Genomic DNA, 16,792 nt, shown 5'->3' with positions numbered 1-16,792 from the left:
GATCACGATAGGGCTCGCTCCACGGCGTCGACGAAGACGATAGGCGACGCCAGCAGCATCTCGCGACTGGCGATCTCCACCGCGACCTGCACGGTGCTGCCGCGGGTCATGCGCTCACCGGTCTCGGCATCGCTGATCAGGTAATTGATCTTCAGCCGGTTCTCCCATTCCACCAGATCGGCACGAACGACGATGCGCTGGTTGAAGCGGGCGCCACGTATGTAGCGCAGTTGGACATCGATGATCGGCCAGGCATAGCCGGCGTCGCGCATCTGTGTGTAGTTATGTCCGATCCGCTCCAGCAGGGCGCAGCGTGCGACTTCGAAGTACTTGATGTAATGGCCATGCCAGACCACGTCCATCGAGTCGACGTCGAAGAAGGGCACCAGAACCTCGACCTCTGCTTGCAGCACGCCGCCCTTACGCATAGAGCCCCCAGTGTTGCGCACGGATGCGTTGCAGGCACAGGCGCAGCTCGCCTTCCATCGCGCGGTCCTCGATCAGTGGCGGGAAATCCTCGCCCAACGCGGCGTGCATGGCCTGCAGCGGCGCGGGCAAGGGGCGTGTGCCCTGACTCCGTTGGCGCAGCCAGACACCTTGGTTGGCGGCGATCAGCGTGGCGGCGGCGACCTGCTCGGTCAGTTCCAGGCTGCGCAACGCATCGCGCGCGGCGATGGTGCCCATGCTCACCTTGTCCTGGTTATGGCATTCGGTGGAACGTGAAAATACGCTCGCCGGCATGCTGTTCTTCAGGGCTTCGGCGGCCCAGGCGCTGGTGCCGATCTGCACCGCCTTGAAACCATGATTGATCATCGCCGTGGCGGCGGGCGCGCCGGAGAGGTTGCTCGGCAGGCCGTGGTTGTAGCGACTGTCGACCAGCAAGGCAAGCTGGCGATCGAGCAGATCGGCGACGTTCGCCACCAGATTCTTCAGGCTGTCCATGGCGAAGGCGATATGGCCGCCGTAGAAATGCCCGCCGTGCAGCACGCGCTCGTTGTCCGCGTCGATGATCGGGTTGTCGTTGGCGCTGTTCAGTTCGGTTTCGATGAACTGCCGCAGCAGGCCCAGGCTGTCGGCTAGAACACCCAGCACGTGCGGTGCGCAGCGCAGCGAGTAACGGTCCTGCAGGCGATGCAGCGGTGCGGTCGGCGCCTCGATGGCGAGGTCCTGGCGAATCCAGGCGGCCACCTGCGTCTGCCCGGGGTGCGGCTTGGCGGCGAACAATCGTTCATCGAAATGCTCGGGATTACCTTCCAGCGCGACGACATTGAGCGCTGTGATGCGGGTGGCCAGTTTCAACAGGTAGTCGGCACGGGCATAGGCGAGGCAGGCCAGGCCGGTCATCACTGCAGTGCCGTTCATCAGCGCGAGGGCTTCCTTCGGGCGCAGGGTCAGCGGTGTCCAACCAAGGTGACGATGCACCTCGGCGGCGCTGCGGCGTTCGCCGCCAAACATCACGTCGCGCTCGCCGGCCAGCGCCGCGGCGACGTACGACAGCGGCGTCAGATCGCCGCTGGCGCCCACCGAGCCTTCCTCCGGGATCAGCGGCAGGACGTCGTATTCGATGAATGCCTGCAAGCGGTCGAGCAGCTCGATGCGTACGCCGGACATCCCATGCGTCAGCGAACGCAGGCGGGCGGCCAGCACCGCGCGAGTGGCTTCGGCATCGAGCAGCTTGCCGAGGCCGCAACCGTGAAAGGTGAACAGGTGCTGCGGCAATGCCTCGACCTGATGCAGCGGTACCGCCACCACGCAGGAATCGCCGTAGCCGGTGGTCACGCCGTAGATCACACCTTCGCGATCGAGCAGGGTGTCGAGAAATTGCGCGCCGCGCGCGATGCGCTCACGGAAGGCCTTATCGGGCTGCAGCCGCGCCGGCGCGCGGCTCTGGGCCACAGCCAGCAGGTCTTCGATGCGCAGGTGGTTTTCGCCAAAGATCACGGGCTCAGCGTTGGTCATGGGTGTTCCAGAAAGGGTAGAAATTGAACCATTGCAAGGGGGCCTCCACGCAGCGTGCCGCCAAGCGGTCGGCATAGCGCTGTACCCACTGCTGCACCACTGCATCGCGCTCGCCGCGGCGCCATTGAATGCGTGCGGCGAAAGTCTCCAGGTGGACATGGAACTGCTCGCCGTGTTTCAGGCAGAACAGCAGGTTGGCCGGGCATTGCAGTAGGCCGGCCAGCAACCAGGGGCCCTGAGGGAAATGGGCCGGCTGGCCAAGAAAATCGGCAGTCGCGATGCGTGTGCCGTGCAGCGGCACGCGATCACCGGCGATCGCCAGCCATTCACCGGCATCCAGCCGCCGTGACAGTTCCATCATGATCGCCGGGTCCAGCTCGCTGACCTGGATCAGCCGCAGGTGGCTGGCGCCCGACTGGTCCAGTAACCGGTTGAAGCGCTCGGCATGGCGTGTATGCACCAGCACGTTCATCTTCACCTTGCGGCCCATCTCGGCCAGCGCCCGGCAGATTTCCAGATTGCCCAGATGCGAGCCGACCAGCAGCTGGCCACGTGGTGCTTCGAGCTCGGCGTGCAGGTTCATTGGGTCGTGCAATACCAGTCTGTCGAGACCGAGGCGGCCTCCCCAGGCGTCGAGCTTGTCCAGCAAAGCATCGGCGAACAGGATGAATTGGCGGAAGACGGTGCGCCAGTTGGGTGTCAGATCGCGGCGACCGCTCCACTCGCTGAGGTGACGTTGATAGGTCCAGGCGCTCTGCCGGGCGCTGCGGCCGAACAGATAGAAATACAGCACGATCAGGTACAGCAGCGGCGCCATGACACGTCGGCCGAGCAGGCGCACGGCCGCCGCGGTGAGCTTCATCAAGGCGAAGCTGCCGCGTTCGCGATGTGCCGCCCAGTGGGTGCCCACGGCTTTCTCGCTCACCCGCGCCACCGACGCCGGAGCAGGGCCGGCGCACGCAGAAGCATGCCGCCGAACAGCCGCGCATGCATGGAGGAGATCAGCAGGTTGTCGCGCCACAGGCGGAAGTGCGATATGCCATCGGCCGGATAATGCACGCGCGTCGGCAGCCAGACCATCGGTTGCTCACGCCAGTGCAGGCGCACCAGGATTTCCGTATCGAAATCCATGCGCTGGCCTAACGACGCCGAATCGAGCAGGGCCAGGGTTGGCTGCAGCGGGTAGACACGAAAGCCGCACATGGAGTCGCGAATCGACAGCGACAGGGTGTTGATCCAGACCCATACATGGGTCAGATAGCGCCCGTAGAGCCGACTTTTCGGCACGCTCGAATCGTACTCGGGGTAGCCGCAGACCAGCGCATCCGGGGCCTGGCTGGCGCGATCGAGAAACAGCGCCACGCCTTCCAGGTCGTGCTGACCGTCGGCATCGACCTGCAGGGCGTGGCTGAAGCCTAGGCGATACGCTTCACGCAACCCGGAGGCCACCGCCGCGCCCTTGCCCTGGTTTTCGTCGTGCCGCAGCAGATGCACCGACGGATGCTGCGCCAGCTCGTCGATGACCTGTGCCGCGGCGGGGCGGGAGGCATCGTCGACGAGCACGCAGTGCAAATCTTCGGCGAGCAGCGCGCGAACCACTGACGGCAGGCTGCGCTCGTGGTTGTAGACCGGTACCACCGCGCAGGGCTTGAACCAGTCGTCATCGATGGCCAGCGACAGCTGTTGATGGACGCCTGGCTGCGTGGGCGAGGCGTCAGTGGCGGGTGCGATCGGGGTGAGGGTGGTCACGGGTGTTCTCCCAGCAGAATGCGGCCGGACGAGCAGGGCGCATCGCCGTTGCGGTAAGCGAAGTGCAACTTGCTGCGCTCGCGGTCGAAACGCAGGGTCAGCTGCAGCTGATCGCCCGGGCGGGCGAGTTGCTGGAACTTGAGGACTTCCATGCCCTGAAAGCGCGGCGGTAGGTCGTCGATCAGCTCGCGGGCTAGGTCAATGGCCCAGTCTATCTGCACGACTCCAGGTAGCACCGGCGTCTGCGGGAAATGGCCGGTGAAATGCGCCAGATCCAGCGGTACGCCCAGCTCGACGTGCCACTGATCATCGTGCCTGGACACGCCGAGGCGCTCGGGCTGCAGCGGGCGGGGCGCCTGCAGCAGCGTTTCAAGTTGCGCCTGCGGCAGCTTACCTTGGGCGTTGTAGGGCAGCTGTCGCACCAGTCGCCAGCGGCGCGGCAACGCCAGCGTCTCGCAGTGACTCGCCAGGTGGTTGCGCAGGGCCTCGGTCAGGGCGCGGCGGCCGCCGTTGCGCAGCGCATGCAGCCCGGCCTCGCTGAGGGCGACCAGCGCCGCAAGGTACGCGCGGTTGTCGACGACCACGCCGAGGCGCGCTTCACTGACGAAGGGGTGTGTGGCCAGGGCCGCTTCCAGCATCGGCAGGGAGACGCGTTTCTCTTCCAGCTTGACGATGCGGTCCAGCCGGCCGAGCAGCTCGAAGCGCCCATCGGACTCGATACGCGCCGCATCGGCCGTCTGCTCGACATGGCCTGGCGGCAGACAGGGTGAGGCGATGCGCAGCGCGCCTTGTTCGTCCAGACTCAGCTGCACGGCGGGGAATGGCTGCCACAGGCTGCCACCCTGTCGCCAGGCGATGCCGCCGGTCTCCGAGCTGCCGTAGATTTCCGTCGGTGCTTGACCGAGGCGCTGCTCCAAACGCTGCTCGGCCTGCGCGTCGAGTGGTCCGCCGGAGGAGAAAACCCTTCGCACGCTGCGCAGGGCTGGCCAGTCGAGGTTGTCGCCCATCCGCTTGAGCAGCGCCGGGCTGGCCACCCAACAGAAGCTCGCGTGCTGACGGCTGGCCAGTTGGATGTCTTCGGAGAAGGGCCGCGCGCGGCGCAGAAAGGGGCGGCCGGCGCACAGCGGCCAGAGCACCCGGAACAACAGCCCGTAGATGTGCTGGGCGGCGACGCTGGCGATCATGCAGGCATCGCCGAGATCGGCGCCCCAGCAGGCTTCGAGTACCTCCACTTCGTTCGCCAACTGACGCAGGCGCTTGTCGATCAGTTTCGGTTCGCCGCTGGAGCCCGAGGTGCAGAGCAGCAATCGACACTGATCCAGATCCAACTTCGCCCCTTCGAGCGGCTCGGCCATGAGGTCGGCAATCCGCGCGTCGCCGTCCTGATCCGTCAACCAGAGATCGGCCTGATGGGCCAGCCGCGCGCGGCTCGCGGGCTGCAGATCGGCCGGGAGTAATACCGTCACGCCGGCTCGCCAGGCGCCCAGCAGGGCAATGGCCAGCTCGCCCGCATCCTCCAGATGAATCGCAAGGCGGGCGACACCGCGGTTACGCAGCCCAGCGGCCAGGCGCAGCGCTTGCTGTCGCAGCCCGGCATGGTCCAAGCCGGGGTCCAGTGTGACCGGGCGTGACTTGGGCGTTTGATCGAGCAGATGTTCGAGGGAAATCCAGTTCATTTAGCATTCCTGATGCGCTGGCGTACCAGCCACTCACCGGTGAAGAGCAGTCCCATCAGCAGATAGGCGATCAATCCGGTGTACAGCGTCCACCAGCTTAGCGGCGCCCAGAGCGCTAGACCGCTGGCGATGCTGGCGTTGACGACGAAATATCCCACCCAGACCCAGGTCACCCGCCGCGTGTAGCGCACCGCAGCAGGGGGAAGCTCCGGCTCGCTCAGCCGTGCGAAACGCTCGATGATCGGCATGCCGGAGCAGAGGCTGCCGGCAAACAGGCCGAGCAGCGCTAGGCTGATCAGCACCGGGTACCAGCGCAGCAGCGCAGGCTCGCCGGCTAATCCGAGCAAGAGGCAGAACAGCAGGGCTGCGGTTGCCAGTGTGCGGCTCAGAGGCGTTTGCTTGCCGCTGAACATCCGTGCCAGCCACAGCGCGCCGAGCAGCAGGGCGAACAGTCGCGGCGACAGATGCTCAAGACCCAGGTACACGGCGAACGGATAGGCGAGGCCAGCCAGCAACAGGCCGAGCGCAATCAGCCGGCTGGCGTTCGCCTTGCCTGTTCGTACGGGTGCTTGCATCCTGTGCTATCCGTTTGCGCGTTGGGCAGAATCGGAGCCGTTGCCCGGCCGCATGGGCGGGTGACGGCTGGCTTCCTTGACCGTGCGGCTCAAGCCGTTTGTGGATTTACCAGGCGATATACCGCCTCGACGACATCACCCACGGTGCGTACCGACTTGAATTCTTCTGCGGCGATCTTCTTGCCGGTCTGACGCTTGATGTGGTCGATCAAGTCGACGGCATCAATGCTATCGATTTCCAGGTCCTGATACAGGTTGGCCTCGAGGCTGATGCGCTCGGGGTCGAGTTCGAAGAGTTCGACCAGCGCATCGCGCAGGGTCTGGAAGATCTCGTTGCGACTGTTCACGTTGGGCTCCTCCTCAGGCTACGGCGCGGTTGGCGCTGACGTAGGCGGCCAGGCTGTCGACACTGGCGAAATGCTTGCGGGTGTCCTTGGCGTCGGCGTCGATCTTGATGCCGAAGCGCTTTTGAATCGCCAGACCCAGTTCCAGCGCGTCGACCGAGTCCAGCCCGAGCCCTTCGCCGAAGAGCGGCTGATCGGCCGCGATGTCATTCGGGCCGAGGTCTTCCAGACCCAGGGCGTCGATGATCAGTTGCTTGATTTCAAGCTGCAGTTGGCTCATCGAGTGCGAGCTCCTTTATGAAGTGTCGGTGCAGATGGTCGTTGAGTCGCCGCGAGGCGATGGGCGCCGCTCCCTGTGCGGCGAAGGCCTGTGGGTCGATATCCTCACCGACGCGCAGGTGGAAGTGAAAACGTCTTGCCGGAATGCGATACCAGGGCTCGGCCTTGGTCAGGGTCGTTGGCGTCACGCTGATGACCACGGGTGTCACCAGGCGCGCGCCACGCAGGGCGATGGATGCCGCGCCGCGATGGAACTGCGGTGCCTGCCCAGGCGTGGTGCGAGTGCCTTCGGGAAAGATAATCAGCGTCTGGCCCTGTTGCAGTGCTTCGGCGGCTTCATCGAGCATCTCGGCGCTGCCGTTGTTGCTGATGTATCGCGAGGCACGGATCGGCCCGCGAGTGAAGGGGTTGTCCCAGAGGCTCTGCTTGACTACGCAATTGGCGTCGCGGATCAGCGCGATCAGCACCACCACGTCGATCAGCGACGGATGGTTGGCGATCACCAACTGTCCAGGGCGGCCGAGGCGCTCGGCGCCTTCGACTTCGTAGGTCAGCACGCCGCTGCGATACATGAACTGGACGAATAGCCAGAACAGCCGGCTCACGGTCTGACGTGCCCGACGGCGGCGCGTGGCGTGATCGCCAGGCAGCAGGCCAAGCAAGGGAAAGACGAGTAGCCGCAGACAGAGCCCGCCGAGACCGAACAGGGCGAACGATAATCCGGTCGCGATCAGACGCCATAGCCATGGCGCGCTGGGACGCTTGTTCAATGAGTCTGCTGCCAGTTCCATTGGCGTCTCTTCCATTGATGTTTGAAGGTGGCTTGGCCGTTGAGCAGTGCGCAGACCAGCTCGATTGCGTGCGGTCGCGGTCGCGGAGTGGCGTCGTCACCGGCGGCTTCGAGGCTCAATTGCCAAGAGCGGCCCGGCTTGAGCAACAGCGCCACGGCATAGGGAAAACTGACGTCGCTGATCCAGGGTCGATAGACGGCGGGAGTTTGGTCTTCGGCAACTACCACCAGCACGGCCGGCGCGCCTTCGCCGAGCAGCATGGACGCCTCGAGCACTGCATGTTCCAGGCCGTCGCCTTCGGCGGCGAGCGCGGTCATCTCGCTGGTGTCTTGCTGCTGAATCGACCAGAGGCCGATGACCGCGTTGTGCACCGACAGGCTGAATTGAGTGGGAGAAAGGGGTTCGCCACCTGCCAGATCATTGAGGATGGCAAAAGTGCGAGCGGTTTCTCCGTGGCGCGAGGCATACACCATGGGCATCGGCGGCTGCCCGGCCGCCAGCGGTGCAGCCACGGCGAACACCATGCGTGCCAATCGGCTGAGCCGTCGACGTTGCATGGCGGGCAGGAAGCTGACGTCCGGCTGTGCGTCGCTGCTTTCGAGGTCGTATGAATCCCGAGCCCAAATCGCCCAGTCATCAGCGAGTGCCAGACCTGGAGCCCAGGCCTGCCATTGATCGATATCGAATTGAATCACGCGTGAACTCACCGGCTCGTCCTCGAGCCTTGTTATTGGCGTGTCGACGTCCCTGTAAAGCGACTATCGGTAAATGTCTGCCGTGAAAATGGCGGCATTATCCGATCGTGATCGGGCTGAGGCAAACGTTGCTTGAAATATCCTGATAAGAGGTAGGCTGCATTCCCGGAACCAGAAGCCAAGCCTGTGGTCTGTAGCTGGTTTTACGTGCCTTCGCCGTTACTCAGGGTGCATCGGACTTGCACCGTTAGGTGGTTCTCAGGACGTGATCACGCCCTGCTGCTGGAGCCACGCCAGCAATTGCGGCAACGGCAGTGCGCCGCTTTGGCGTGAAATCTCCCGCCCTTGCTTGAACAGAATCAGACTCGGAATCGAGCGAACGCCGAGCTGGGCCGACAGCTGCGGGTTGGCTTCGCTGTCCAGCTTGGCCAGCCGGCAGCGGCCCCGCAACTGCGCAGCCGCCTGTTCGAAGATCGGCGCGAAACTGCGACACGGCCCGCACCAGCTCGCCCATACGTCCACCAGTAACGGCAAGTCGCCCTTGATTTGATTGGCGAAGCTCGCCTGGCTCAGTTCGAACGGGCTGTCGCTCAATACCGCGGCTTTGCAACGGCCGCAGCGCGGTCCCTCAGCCAATCGGCCGGCGGGGATGCGGTTGAGCCCAGCGCAGTGCGCACAGGGGACGACGAGGGCACTCATAGATAATCTCCACACGGTGACATGCCGACTATTTAAGTGGAGGCGTGCGGTGGGATATCAAGTCTGCGACTGAAGTCCAGATGGCTGGTTCGCTGTCGCCTGCGGCGCCATGGTTGCCTCACGTTCAGTACCAGCAGTGCTAGTTAGCCCGACCGCCTCCGGTAGCGCATTGCTCTGGCACCTCAGGACCTGCGCTCTCCTGATGATGCCCGATGCATCCCGGTGAGCAGCGGCATGCGCTGGCGGATCAGTTCGCCGAACAACCGCAGTTTCGCGGGATAGCGGCGGGCATAGGGGTAGATCAGGTATACCGGCAACGGCGCCGCCTGCCATTGCGGTACCAACTGCACCAAACGACCTTCGGCAATGTCCTGGGCCACGATCCAGGCCGAGCAGACGCAGGCGCCGAGTCCCGCCAGTGCCGAGTTGCGCAAGGCGTAGAGGCTGTCGGTGCTCACGCGGGGTTGGATGGTGAAGCGATGGTGCTGGCCGTCGGTCAAACAGGTCAGGGCGACCTCGTCGTGGTAGTAGGTGCGCAGAGCTAGCCACGGCAGTTGCGCGAGTTCCTCGGCGGATGCTGGCATAGGCCGGTCGCCCAGCAGCGTCGGCGAGGCGACCACGATCCGTGGAACCTCGCCGAGAGGGATGGCCACGACGGCGGGATCATCCACCACTCCGACCTGAATCGCGCAATCGATGGCCTCGGCAACGAAGTCCGGTCGTCGGTCGTGGAGCAACCATTCGACCGCCACTTTCGAATGGCGACCCAGGTATTCGCTCAGCGGCGCGATCAGTTGGTCCTGGCCAAAGGCGTGCGGGACCTGGACGCGCAGCGTGCCACGCGGCTCGTCTCGGGCGCCCTGCAGCTCGGCCTCCATCTCCTGCCAGCTTTCCAGCAACGCCTTGCCGTAGCTATAGCAGCGCTCGCCATCACCGGTCAGCTGCATGCTGTGGGTAGATCGCTGCAGCAGCTGTAAGCCCAGCGATCGCTCCAGGGCCTGGAGGCGGCGGCTGATGGTCGGTTGGGTGGTCTTGAGCTGCTCGGCGGCGGCCGAGAGGCTGCCGGCCTCGACGATCCGAACGAAGGTACGCAGCAGTTCGAGTCGGTCGATTGATGTGTTTCCAGTCATGCGCGTGACGTATATCAGATTTGCCGTGAAGCCTACTACAGGGCTCTGCTTCACGCTAAGACAATGACACCCTCGCAAACAGAACGGATTTTGCCATGACATCCATGCAGAAGGCGTATGCACCCGCCCCGCTCAAGGAACCATCCCGCGCCATGGTTGCCCTTCTGGCCACCGGAGCCGGGCTTAGCGTCGCCACGCTCTATTACAGCCAGCCGATGCTGGGTGTGCTGGGGCCTGACATAAACGCCAGCGAAAGCGCCATCGGCATGGTGCCGATGCTCACCCAGCTGGGCTACGCGCTGGGAATCCTGCTGCTGGCCCCGCTGGGCGATCGTTACGACCGGCGAAAGATCATTCTGTTCAAGGCCGTGGCGTTGACGCTGGCGCTGCTGCTCAGCGGTTTCGCGCCCGGAGTCGGCTGGTTGCTGATCGGCAGTCTCGCCATCGGATTAGCGGCAACGGTCGCGCAGGACATCGTTCCCGCAGCGGCAACCCTGGCGCCCGAAGCCCAGCGCGGAAAAATCGTGGGAACGGTGATGACCGGCCTGCTGCTGGGCATTCTGTTGTCCAGGGTGATGAGCGGCTTGGTGGCGGAGCAGTTCGGCTGGCGCACGGTATATGGCCTGGCCGCCGTTTCGATCTCGCTGGTCTGTCTCGGCGCCTGGCGCAGCCTACCGCGTTTTGCGCCGACCACCTCGCTGGGTTATGGCGCACTGCTTGGGTCGATGTTTCAGCTCTGGTTGCGCCATCCGGCGCTGCGTCGCGCCGCCTTTGCCCAGGGCTTGCTATCGGTGGCATTCAGCGCGTTCTGGTCGACCCTGGCGGTGATGTTGCACGGCAGTTTCGGGTTGGGTAGCGCCGCGGCTGGGGCCTTCGGTCTGGCTGGCGCGGCTGGTGCCCTGGCTGCGCCGCTGGCCGGGCGGTTAGCTGATCGCAGCGGCCCGGAGCGTGTGACTCGTCTCGGCGCAGGCTTGTCCGCCGCGTCGTTCGCGGTGATGGGATTGGCGGGGGCGCTGCCTGTTGACGTGCAGTTGGGCCTGATCGTACTGGCCGCCATCGGTTTCGATTTCGGCGTGCAAGCGACACTCGTGGCTCACCAGACGATGGTCTACGGAATCGAACCGGCTGCCCGCAGCCGCCTGAATGCGGTGCTGTTTACCGGCGTGTTCATTGGCATGGCGCTGGGTGCGGGGCTGGGTAGCCTCGTGTTGGCTCAGTGGGGATGGCCCGCGGTGATGGTAGTGGCGACCCTGGCATCGGTTGGCGCGCTGGTCGTACGGCTGGGGGCCGGCAATAAGCGGCACAGCTAGACGGCAAGGGGGCGTGTGTCTCGGCAGTCTCCAAAGCAGGACTTATGCTTGATGCCGGCTCCTCTCGAACAAGGATTCAATGCTCGTTAAGGTCGTTACCGCGTGTCACATGCACGCAGAGGAGGTGAGCGACGCAGAACGAGCGCCTCGCTGGCCCGGCATGATCAGCTGGATTCCCTCAGCTATCTGCCAGAGCCAGCTCGCTGATAAGCATTCCGCACGACACTCGGAAAAGCTGATCGCCCCGCCTGATCGTGAGTGGCCGCCTGGCCGCGATCACCGCTCCCCTGTCGAGCATGCGATCGATGTGAGTGCGCAACTGGTGATATTGCCTGGTGTAGTCCCGGTTCATGTAGCCCTCCGCTGCTATGCCTAAATCGGTGGCCCGCGAAATAGGACAAACAATGAACCGATTCGTTGACGCGCAAACCGATATTTGCTTTTTGTCATTCGTCGGGGGCATTGGCGAGCACGCATCCGCAGCGTTGGTATCAGAACCAATAATCTGTAATATCAGTTCGCCATCGCGGCCGAAAGGCCACCCACTCGACTGAGACAAAACGCTATGAATGTTCAAGCTATTCCAGTGTTGATCGCTTTCCTGGCCATAGCCTGTGTGGCAGCGTTCTTGCTGCGGCGCGCATTCACCGCATTGAATCACCAGCCCCTCAAGCCCGACGCTGAGCCGTTACAGGCATCGCCCATCCGTAGCGGGCGGGACGCCAACCCGGTGAACCCCCGTTCAGCTCCATAGCGAAAACGCCTCAGTTCTAAATGCGCGGCTTTGGATGTGGTGGGTCCACACCGACTCGAACCGTGGACCAAAGGATTATGAGTTGCCTGGAAACGCTGCAAGCCCAGGGAAATTGGGCGTAGCTTAGCGCAGGTGCAGTTAGCTGAAAGTAGCGTCGTAGAGAGGGTTAAGCGTAATTTAACGAAATGTGTAAAAGCTGGGCACTGTACCGTCAGTGTACTGTTTTTTGTACTGCGAAACGGTCAGATTTTGCTTTCGAATCGAGGCTTTGCCTACGCAAGAGGTCTTGGTTGCGTTGCTAATCAAGAACTGACCCGACAGCCTCGATCAGCCCCAATCAGGGACTGATGGGACCCATATTGGGGGTTGCTTGAAAGGAGGCTGCATGTCGTTACCGGGAGTCTCAGATCTGGGAATGCCCCATAGCCGTCTATTAAACCTTGATAGGGCCGAACATCCCCGTGAAGATCAATGCAGTCCAGATCTTCTTGATGGCTTGTCCAGTTTCTTGGCTTACAAACAGCGATGACCTACTGCCGTGGGGTCTGCCAAGGAAATAAGGGCGCATCGTTTCCCATGTTTCGGCTACCTCTGCCCAGTGCCAGCAAGGAACCTCCTTCTCTAGGATCAGGGACATGGCAATGGATAGCGGAATCATTCCGTCCGCATCAAGGGGCTTGTTCCACTCGCACTTGACCAGTACCGGTGTCGCTTCGGTGTTGTATAGCTGCACATCCAGTCGCTCTGCGGTGATAGTGGCTGCCGGGTGATATGGGAGCGCATTGACAGACTCGATGACCTTTTCGGCTTTCCCGCTTGCGGTGTAGGGACAGGTGATGAACCCGTTACGGAAGAACCTCGTGTGGTCTAGGCCTTTGTACCCACATTGCTCGCTCGGCGTGGTTGTCGGGTGGCGGCTGTCGTGGTTACAGACTAGCGGGTGCCAAGTGGGGTAGCTATCAACCACAGGGCCAAGTTCATCAAGGATGTCCAGGAGCATTTCTTTACTCCGTGCCCGTTCCGTCTCGTCAGCGTCTCGTGGTCTTGGCACAAGGTAAGCCTCAACCTGCTCGTATCCGATCCGTGCTGCTTCATCTGCTCTGAATGCCATGTTGTGCTCCGCATGATGTAGTGTGCTTGCATGATGCTTTGTTTTTGCGCATGAAACAATTATTTCATGCTTGGAATGATGTTTTTATGCGTGGAGTGATGATTTCGTGCCGGGTTGCCCGTGTGTGCACTACGTAACGGCCTCTTTACCGCTGCGTAGCGGATAAAGAAAAATCCCCGTCACCTTGCGGTGCGGGGCTTTGGGTGGTGTCCCGGTAGGATTTGAACTTGCGATCAGGCGATTATGCGTTGCGATTTGAAGATAACGTTTGCTACTGAGCAAGCAGTAACTCAATGACAAAGGGGAGGTTCCAGGTAATCAGTACCAGAGCGGAGTAGATCACTCCAACAATCCCCATAGCGAAAAAGAGCGTTGCTCGGCGTCTGTCTATGGGCGTGAGGAATCTGTCCTGTTTGTCAGATCGAGAGGAGTAATGCTGTAGCACATCGAGCCAGGTTCGGCTCTCTTGATAAGCAAGGTTTGCATCTCGTAGATGCGAGCTGAATTGAAGAACACAAGACAGCACGAGGTAGCCCGCTAGAAATTTAACTAGCAGGGAAAGCTCGGTACTTTCCAGCAGCGCGTGAATATTTCTCTGGTCGAACTTACCAATAAATGAGAATCCAATGAAAACCAGAACACTGAGAATGTCTCGGGTAAGCGAGCTCACAAGATCCCTGACCTTGGTCGCATACAGGTCAGCTTGCGACTTCATGTCCTTCATGAGTTCGCGAACCTCTTTGTGATAGGCATCCTTTCGGTCGAGAATCACAAAGGTGTAGCTATCGCGGGCTTGTTGAAGTGCTACTGCAAGGTACTTCTCGGCTCCTGCCAACAGCGTTTGGCCATGTTCGATATCGATGGACAACCGATCCATGACAAGTCTGAGGCGGGTTTCTGGGCGCTCCTCGTATACCCAGCAGACGGCTTCTGCCAGCAGAGAAAGGGCCTCGGCGCTTACCTCTTGTCCGCTGTCGTAGAGCGGCAATGAAAGCCGCTTGGTGCCCCGAAGAGTGGCGTCATAGCCATCGTCAGTGTGCTTCAGCTCTTGAACTAGGCATGCAGCTAGTACGCATGCACTCAGGAGAATCAGAGGCTTCGCCGCAGGACTGCTGATATCCCCCCAAGTTAGCGCATAGGCGCTTGGGCAAACCCGGAGAGGCTTCATTGCATTGGTGTGAATCAACCCATGGACATCGGACTGATCAGGCAGTTTGTTGGCTGGGATGCCTGCGGTCTGTTCCGTTGGCGGTAACACCCAAAGTAATGGGCCGCCAAATGCAGCAGCCAGTCCGTTGACTCGAATCGTCGTCGGGCGAGCCAAATCGGGTTCATTTCTACTTGGGTATTGGAACGGATCGATACGACCCGCCCATTCTAGGAAGCCCTCAGTTGTGAAAAACAACAACGTATTTTCGTCGTCCCTGACGCACATTTTCTGAGCGAGCGGAGACTTTCCAAAGATCAGCGTCCATGGCTCGTCATCAAAAGTATCTGATGCCAGTTCGGCCGTATCCACTGCCTTACCAGAGATCATGACAGTAGGTGTGTCAATGCCGAGTTGTCTGGCTAGGCTATCGATCTGTTGAAGAGCTGCTTTCACGTCCCCACTCAACGACTCGCCCTCCACCGTTAGGCGAAAGCTCTCATCGAAGAACTGCGTAGCATGGCCACGCAGTTCAAGTGTCGCTGTAAGTAGATCCGCTATAGCGGGCATGATTCCTCAACCTTTGGCATCCAGCCGATTCGTTTCAATCGTAACTCGGGCTCGACCATTGCCTAGCGGCTCGATAGCCATACCAACCGCTTCGGCACTACCTTCAAAAGAAATGGTGACGCCCTCAAGCGTTTGATAGACCTGCTTTCGCTCTCTGGTACGCAAAGATCCGGGCTGGGGGCGGAATTGTTGCCCTGCGACGCCAGTTTCGGCAAGAGCCTCCCGCAAAGACCCCATCAGTACTGCCTTACGATCAGCATCTTCGTCGCGTACCACCGCGTTGAGGTAATCGTCTGTGTCAAAAGTGTCATGGTCATTGAGATAGTTGAGCGACCTGCCCGCAAAGGTATTCATATCCTCCCCCGGTGGTAGCTGTTCAGCTGTCAGCTTTTTAGCCCATTTTCGTACCTGATTATGGGCCACCCTCGTTAATACAGCGTCCTGCTGGCGCTCTGTTACCCCGAGAAAAGCTCTAAAGTAGTCACTCAACCCCGGTTTCTTCACTCGGTCAAAAGCTAGCGCATCCCATGCGAACTGGTCGGATACATCTATCAGGGCGCTTTTCTGAATGGCGTTTTTGTTCTCATTAAGAGAGTTTTGAACCTCATTGATGACAGCAACTCTTCGACCATCCTTTTCCTCGTAGCTGTAAGTAAACGAGGGTTGCTTGTCCATTTTCACTAGGAAAACTAACTGCCTCCAATCATGTGCAGCCGCTAGGTACTTCACCGTGGACACGATGAATACGCCAGCTGACATTTGTCCTTGGTGGCGGCCAGAAAAATCTGTGGTGATCTGGCGTGAAAACTCAATGAACCTATCTGGAGCATCGAGCAGTTGCTGGCACTTCTCTTTCAGGTGTACGGCGTCCTGCTTGAAAACATATTGCGTGCCTTCCGCGATATCACGTAGCCGATCCAGGAAGAACTTCTTTTGGGCAGCCTGCAGTTGTACTTCGTCGAGAAAAACGACGTCTTCATCCCCCTCAGAATCTGAGTCGATAATATGGAAAATGAAGCTGACAATTTCCAAGCTCTCGCGCTGGGCCTGACTCAGCACGCCATCCAGTGGTACTGCCATGTTGCTACTCCTTTCGAGGTTTCCTTCGAGGAATCACTTGCCTTCGTTGCGATGAAGGCAATAAGAAAAATGTATAGATCTATTTTGAACGCGGGCTTCTTGATGGTCTCCCTGCTACAACGCTCAAAACTTTGCATCGTCCGGCACTTGGGAAAAGCCGAGCATCCCCAAAACTGCTGCCCCGCTTTCGCCCCTGATTTCACGGTACGGATCAGCAGCGCGCTGCCGCATTTCGGACACTCCCGCTCGGCTGTCGGATCGCTACGGCGTTTGAGGTTTTGCACGTGCTCGCGCTGGGTGGCGAGCGTCGGCGCGCGGCGGCCGTTTTGTAGGGCTTGCAGCATGGCGTCGACTTCAGCCTCGCTGAATAGCGGCTGTTGGAATGACTTGATATAGCGGATAAAGCCAATGCCCTGGGTCACGTTGGCCGGCACTTCGGTCTTGAAGGTACTGCCGCCGACAAAGGTGATGACCGAGTGCAGGTGCTCAGGGCTGACGCCAAGGGTGGCTTCCAGAGCCTTGAGGTGTTTGTAGTTCTGCCTAAGCGGGTTCTGGAATTTGAAGGTGCGTTTGTAAAGCTTCTGCGTCCACTGCGCCTGCTTCTCGCTGCCGAAGATCCAGCCGCTCATGTTCTTCGTTTCCAGCACGAAGATGCCGTAGGGCGAGAGGAATACGTGGTCGATCTGCGTGGTGCCGTCAGGCGTGTTCAGGGTGACGTTGTGCAGGCGGCGGTAGGTCTGCTTATCCAGCCGCCAATGGGCAAACAGCCGCACCAGGAGTTCGCCGATATGGCCCTTGGCCCAAGGCGATTTGAGCAGACCGATCAGCAGCATCAGCGGGATAACCCAACCGAGTGTGCCCCAGACCTGCGCGATGATCGGAGTGAAGTCCATTTCCTGTCCTAGTAATCCAGAATTAACCGG

16 protein-coding genes and 1 pseudogene are annotated in these 16,792 nt (G+C 61.0%); 1 reads left to right on the top strand and 16 read right to left on the bottom strand.

The window, feature by feature from the left end; translation table 11 throughout:
• Window positions 1–2 precede the first annotated feature (2 nt).
• The 12 genes from ACL0K2_RS10920 to ACL0K2_RS10865 form a co-directional block, all read right to left on the bottom strand.
• The gene (locus ACL0K2_RS10920; RefSeq protein WP_045160510.1) at window positions 3–428 is read right to left on the bottom strand and encodes an acyl-CoA thioesterase; all 426 of its coding nucleotides are present in this window, start codon (window positions 426–428) and stop codon (window positions 3–5) included.
• The gene (locus ACL0K2_RS10915) at window positions 421–1,959 is read right to left on the bottom strand and encodes an HAL/PAL/TAL family ammonia-lyase (RefSeq protein WP_413044387.1); all 1,539 of its coding nucleotides are present in this window, start codon (window positions 1,957–1,959) and stop codon (window positions 421–423) included. Before ACL0K2_RS10915 ends, ACL0K2_RS10920 begins: the two co-directional genes overlap by 8 nt.
• Window positions 1,946–2,884: a glycosyl transferase gene (locus ACL0K2_RS10910; protein WP_413044386.1), complete on the bottom strand. Its 939-nt coding sequence runs from the start codon at window positions 2,882–2,884 to the stop codon at window positions 1,946–1,948. Before ACL0K2_RS10910 ends, ACL0K2_RS10915 begins: the two co-directional genes overlap by 14 nt.
• Window positions 2,881–3,708, bottom strand: a complete 828-nt coding sequence (locus ACL0K2_RS10905; RefSeq protein ID WP_413044385.1) for a glycosyltransferase family 2 protein — start codon at window positions 3,706–3,708, stop codon at window positions 2,881–2,883. The genes ACL0K2_RS10910 and ACL0K2_RS10905 overlap by 4 nt, the downstream gene beginning before the upstream one ends.
• Window positions 3,705–5,384, bottom strand: a complete 1,680-nt coding sequence (locus ACL0K2_RS10900; protein ID WP_413044384.1) for an AMP-binding protein — start codon at window positions 5,382–5,384, stop codon at window positions 3,705–3,707. The genes ACL0K2_RS10905 and ACL0K2_RS10900 overlap by 4 nt, the downstream gene beginning before the upstream one ends.
• A complete protein-coding gene (locus tag ACL0K2_RS10895) occupies window positions 5,381–5,959 on the bottom strand; it encodes a hypothetical protein (RefSeq protein WP_413044383.1) in 579 nt (192 codons plus the stop codon). The genes ACL0K2_RS10900 and ACL0K2_RS10895 overlap by 4 nt, the downstream gene beginning before the upstream one ends.
• Window positions 5,960–6,048: 89 nt before the next feature.
• Complete coding sequence (locus tag ACL0K2_RS10890) at window positions 6,049–6,306, bottom strand: acyl carrier protein (RefSeq protein WP_021207071.1); 258 nt, start codon at window positions 6,304–6,306, stop codon at window positions 6,049–6,051.
• Window positions 6,307–6,319: 13 nt separating this feature from the next.
• The gene (locus ACL0K2_RS10885) at window positions 6,320–6,583 is read right to left on the bottom strand and encodes a phosphopantetheine-binding protein (RefSeq protein ID WP_021207070.1); all 264 of its coding nucleotides are present in this window, start codon (window positions 6,581–6,583) and stop codon (window positions 6,320–6,322) included.
• A complete protein-coding gene (locus ACL0K2_RS10880) occupies window positions 6,564–7,373 on the bottom strand; it encodes a lysophospholipid acyltransferase family protein (protein WP_045160515.1) in 810 nt (269 codons plus the stop codon). Before ACL0K2_RS10880 ends, ACL0K2_RS10885 begins: the two co-directional genes overlap by 20 nt.
• Complete coding sequence (locus ACL0K2_RS10875) at window positions 7,349–8,068, bottom strand: beta-ketoacyl synthase chain length factor (protein WP_239610276.1); 720 nt, start codon at window positions 8,066–8,068, stop codon at window positions 7,349–7,351. Before ACL0K2_RS10875 ends, ACL0K2_RS10880 begins: the two co-directional genes overlap by 25 nt.
• Window positions 8,069–8,326: 258 nt before the next feature.
• A complete protein-coding gene (gene trxC / locus ACL0K2_RS10870) occupies window positions 8,327–8,767 on the bottom strand; it encodes a thioredoxin TrxC (protein ID WP_413044382.1) in 441 nt (146 codons plus the stop codon).
• Window positions 8,768–8,949: 182 nt separating this feature from the next.
• Entirely contained in the window at window positions 8,950–9,897 is a 948-nt protein-coding gene (locus tag ACL0K2_RS10865) for a LysR family transcriptional regulator (RefSeq protein WP_239610233.1), read from the bottom strand.
• 95 nt (window positions 9,898–9,992) lie between these two features.
• Here ACL0K2_RS10865 and ACL0K2_RS10860 point away from each other — a divergent pair, with 95 nt between their 5' ends.
• Window positions 9,993–11,207 carry an MFS transporter gene (locus ACL0K2_RS10860; protein WP_413044381.1) on the top strand — a complete coding sequence of 405 codons (1,215 nt, stop codon included), beginning with the start codon at window positions 9,993–9,995 and terminating at the stop codon, window positions 11,205–11,207.
• 1,187 nt (window positions 11,208–12,394) lie between these two features.
• On the opposite strand, the gene ACL0K2_RS10855 is transcribed toward ACL0K2_RS10860, so the two are convergent.
• From ACL0K2_RS10855 to ACL0K2_RS10840, 4 genes and pseudogenes are all read right to left on the bottom strand, one after another.
• Window positions 12,395–13,072, bottom strand: coding sequence for a hypothetical protein (locus tag ACL0K2_RS10855; RefSeq protein ID WP_413044380.1), 678 nt, complete (start codon window positions 13,070–13,072; stop codon window positions 12,395–12,397).
• A gap of 271 nt (window positions 13,073–13,343) precedes the next feature.
• Window positions 13,344–14,789 carry a hypothetical protein gene (locus ACL0K2_RS10850; RefSeq protein WP_413044379.1) on the bottom strand — a complete coding sequence of 482 codons (1,446 nt, stop codon included), beginning with the start codon at window positions 14,787–14,789 and terminating at the stop codon, window positions 13,344–13,346.
• Between the two features lie 6 nt (window positions 14,790–14,795).
• Window positions 14,796–15,869, bottom strand: coding sequence for a nucleoid-associated protein (locus ACL0K2_RS10845; RefSeq protein WP_413044378.1), 1,074 nt, complete (start codon window positions 15,867–15,869; stop codon window positions 14,796–14,798).
• Between the two features lie 128 nt (window positions 15,870–15,997).
• Window positions 15,998–16,762, bottom strand: a pseudogene (locus tag ACL0K2_RS10840) (NERD domain-containing protein); the annotation flags it as partial.
• Window positions 16,763–16,792: the final 30 nt, after the last annotated feature.

It is taken from the genome of Pseudomonas sp. YJ42 (assembly GCF_047225135.1).
In the GTDB taxonomy this organism is placed as follows: Bacteria; Pseudomonadota; Gammaproteobacteria; order Pseudomonadales; family Pseudomonadaceae; genus Stutzerimonas; species Stutzerimonas stutzeri_E.
Note: the sequence above shows the minus strand (reverse complement) of the source record. Positions and strands in the feature narration are given on the sequence as shown.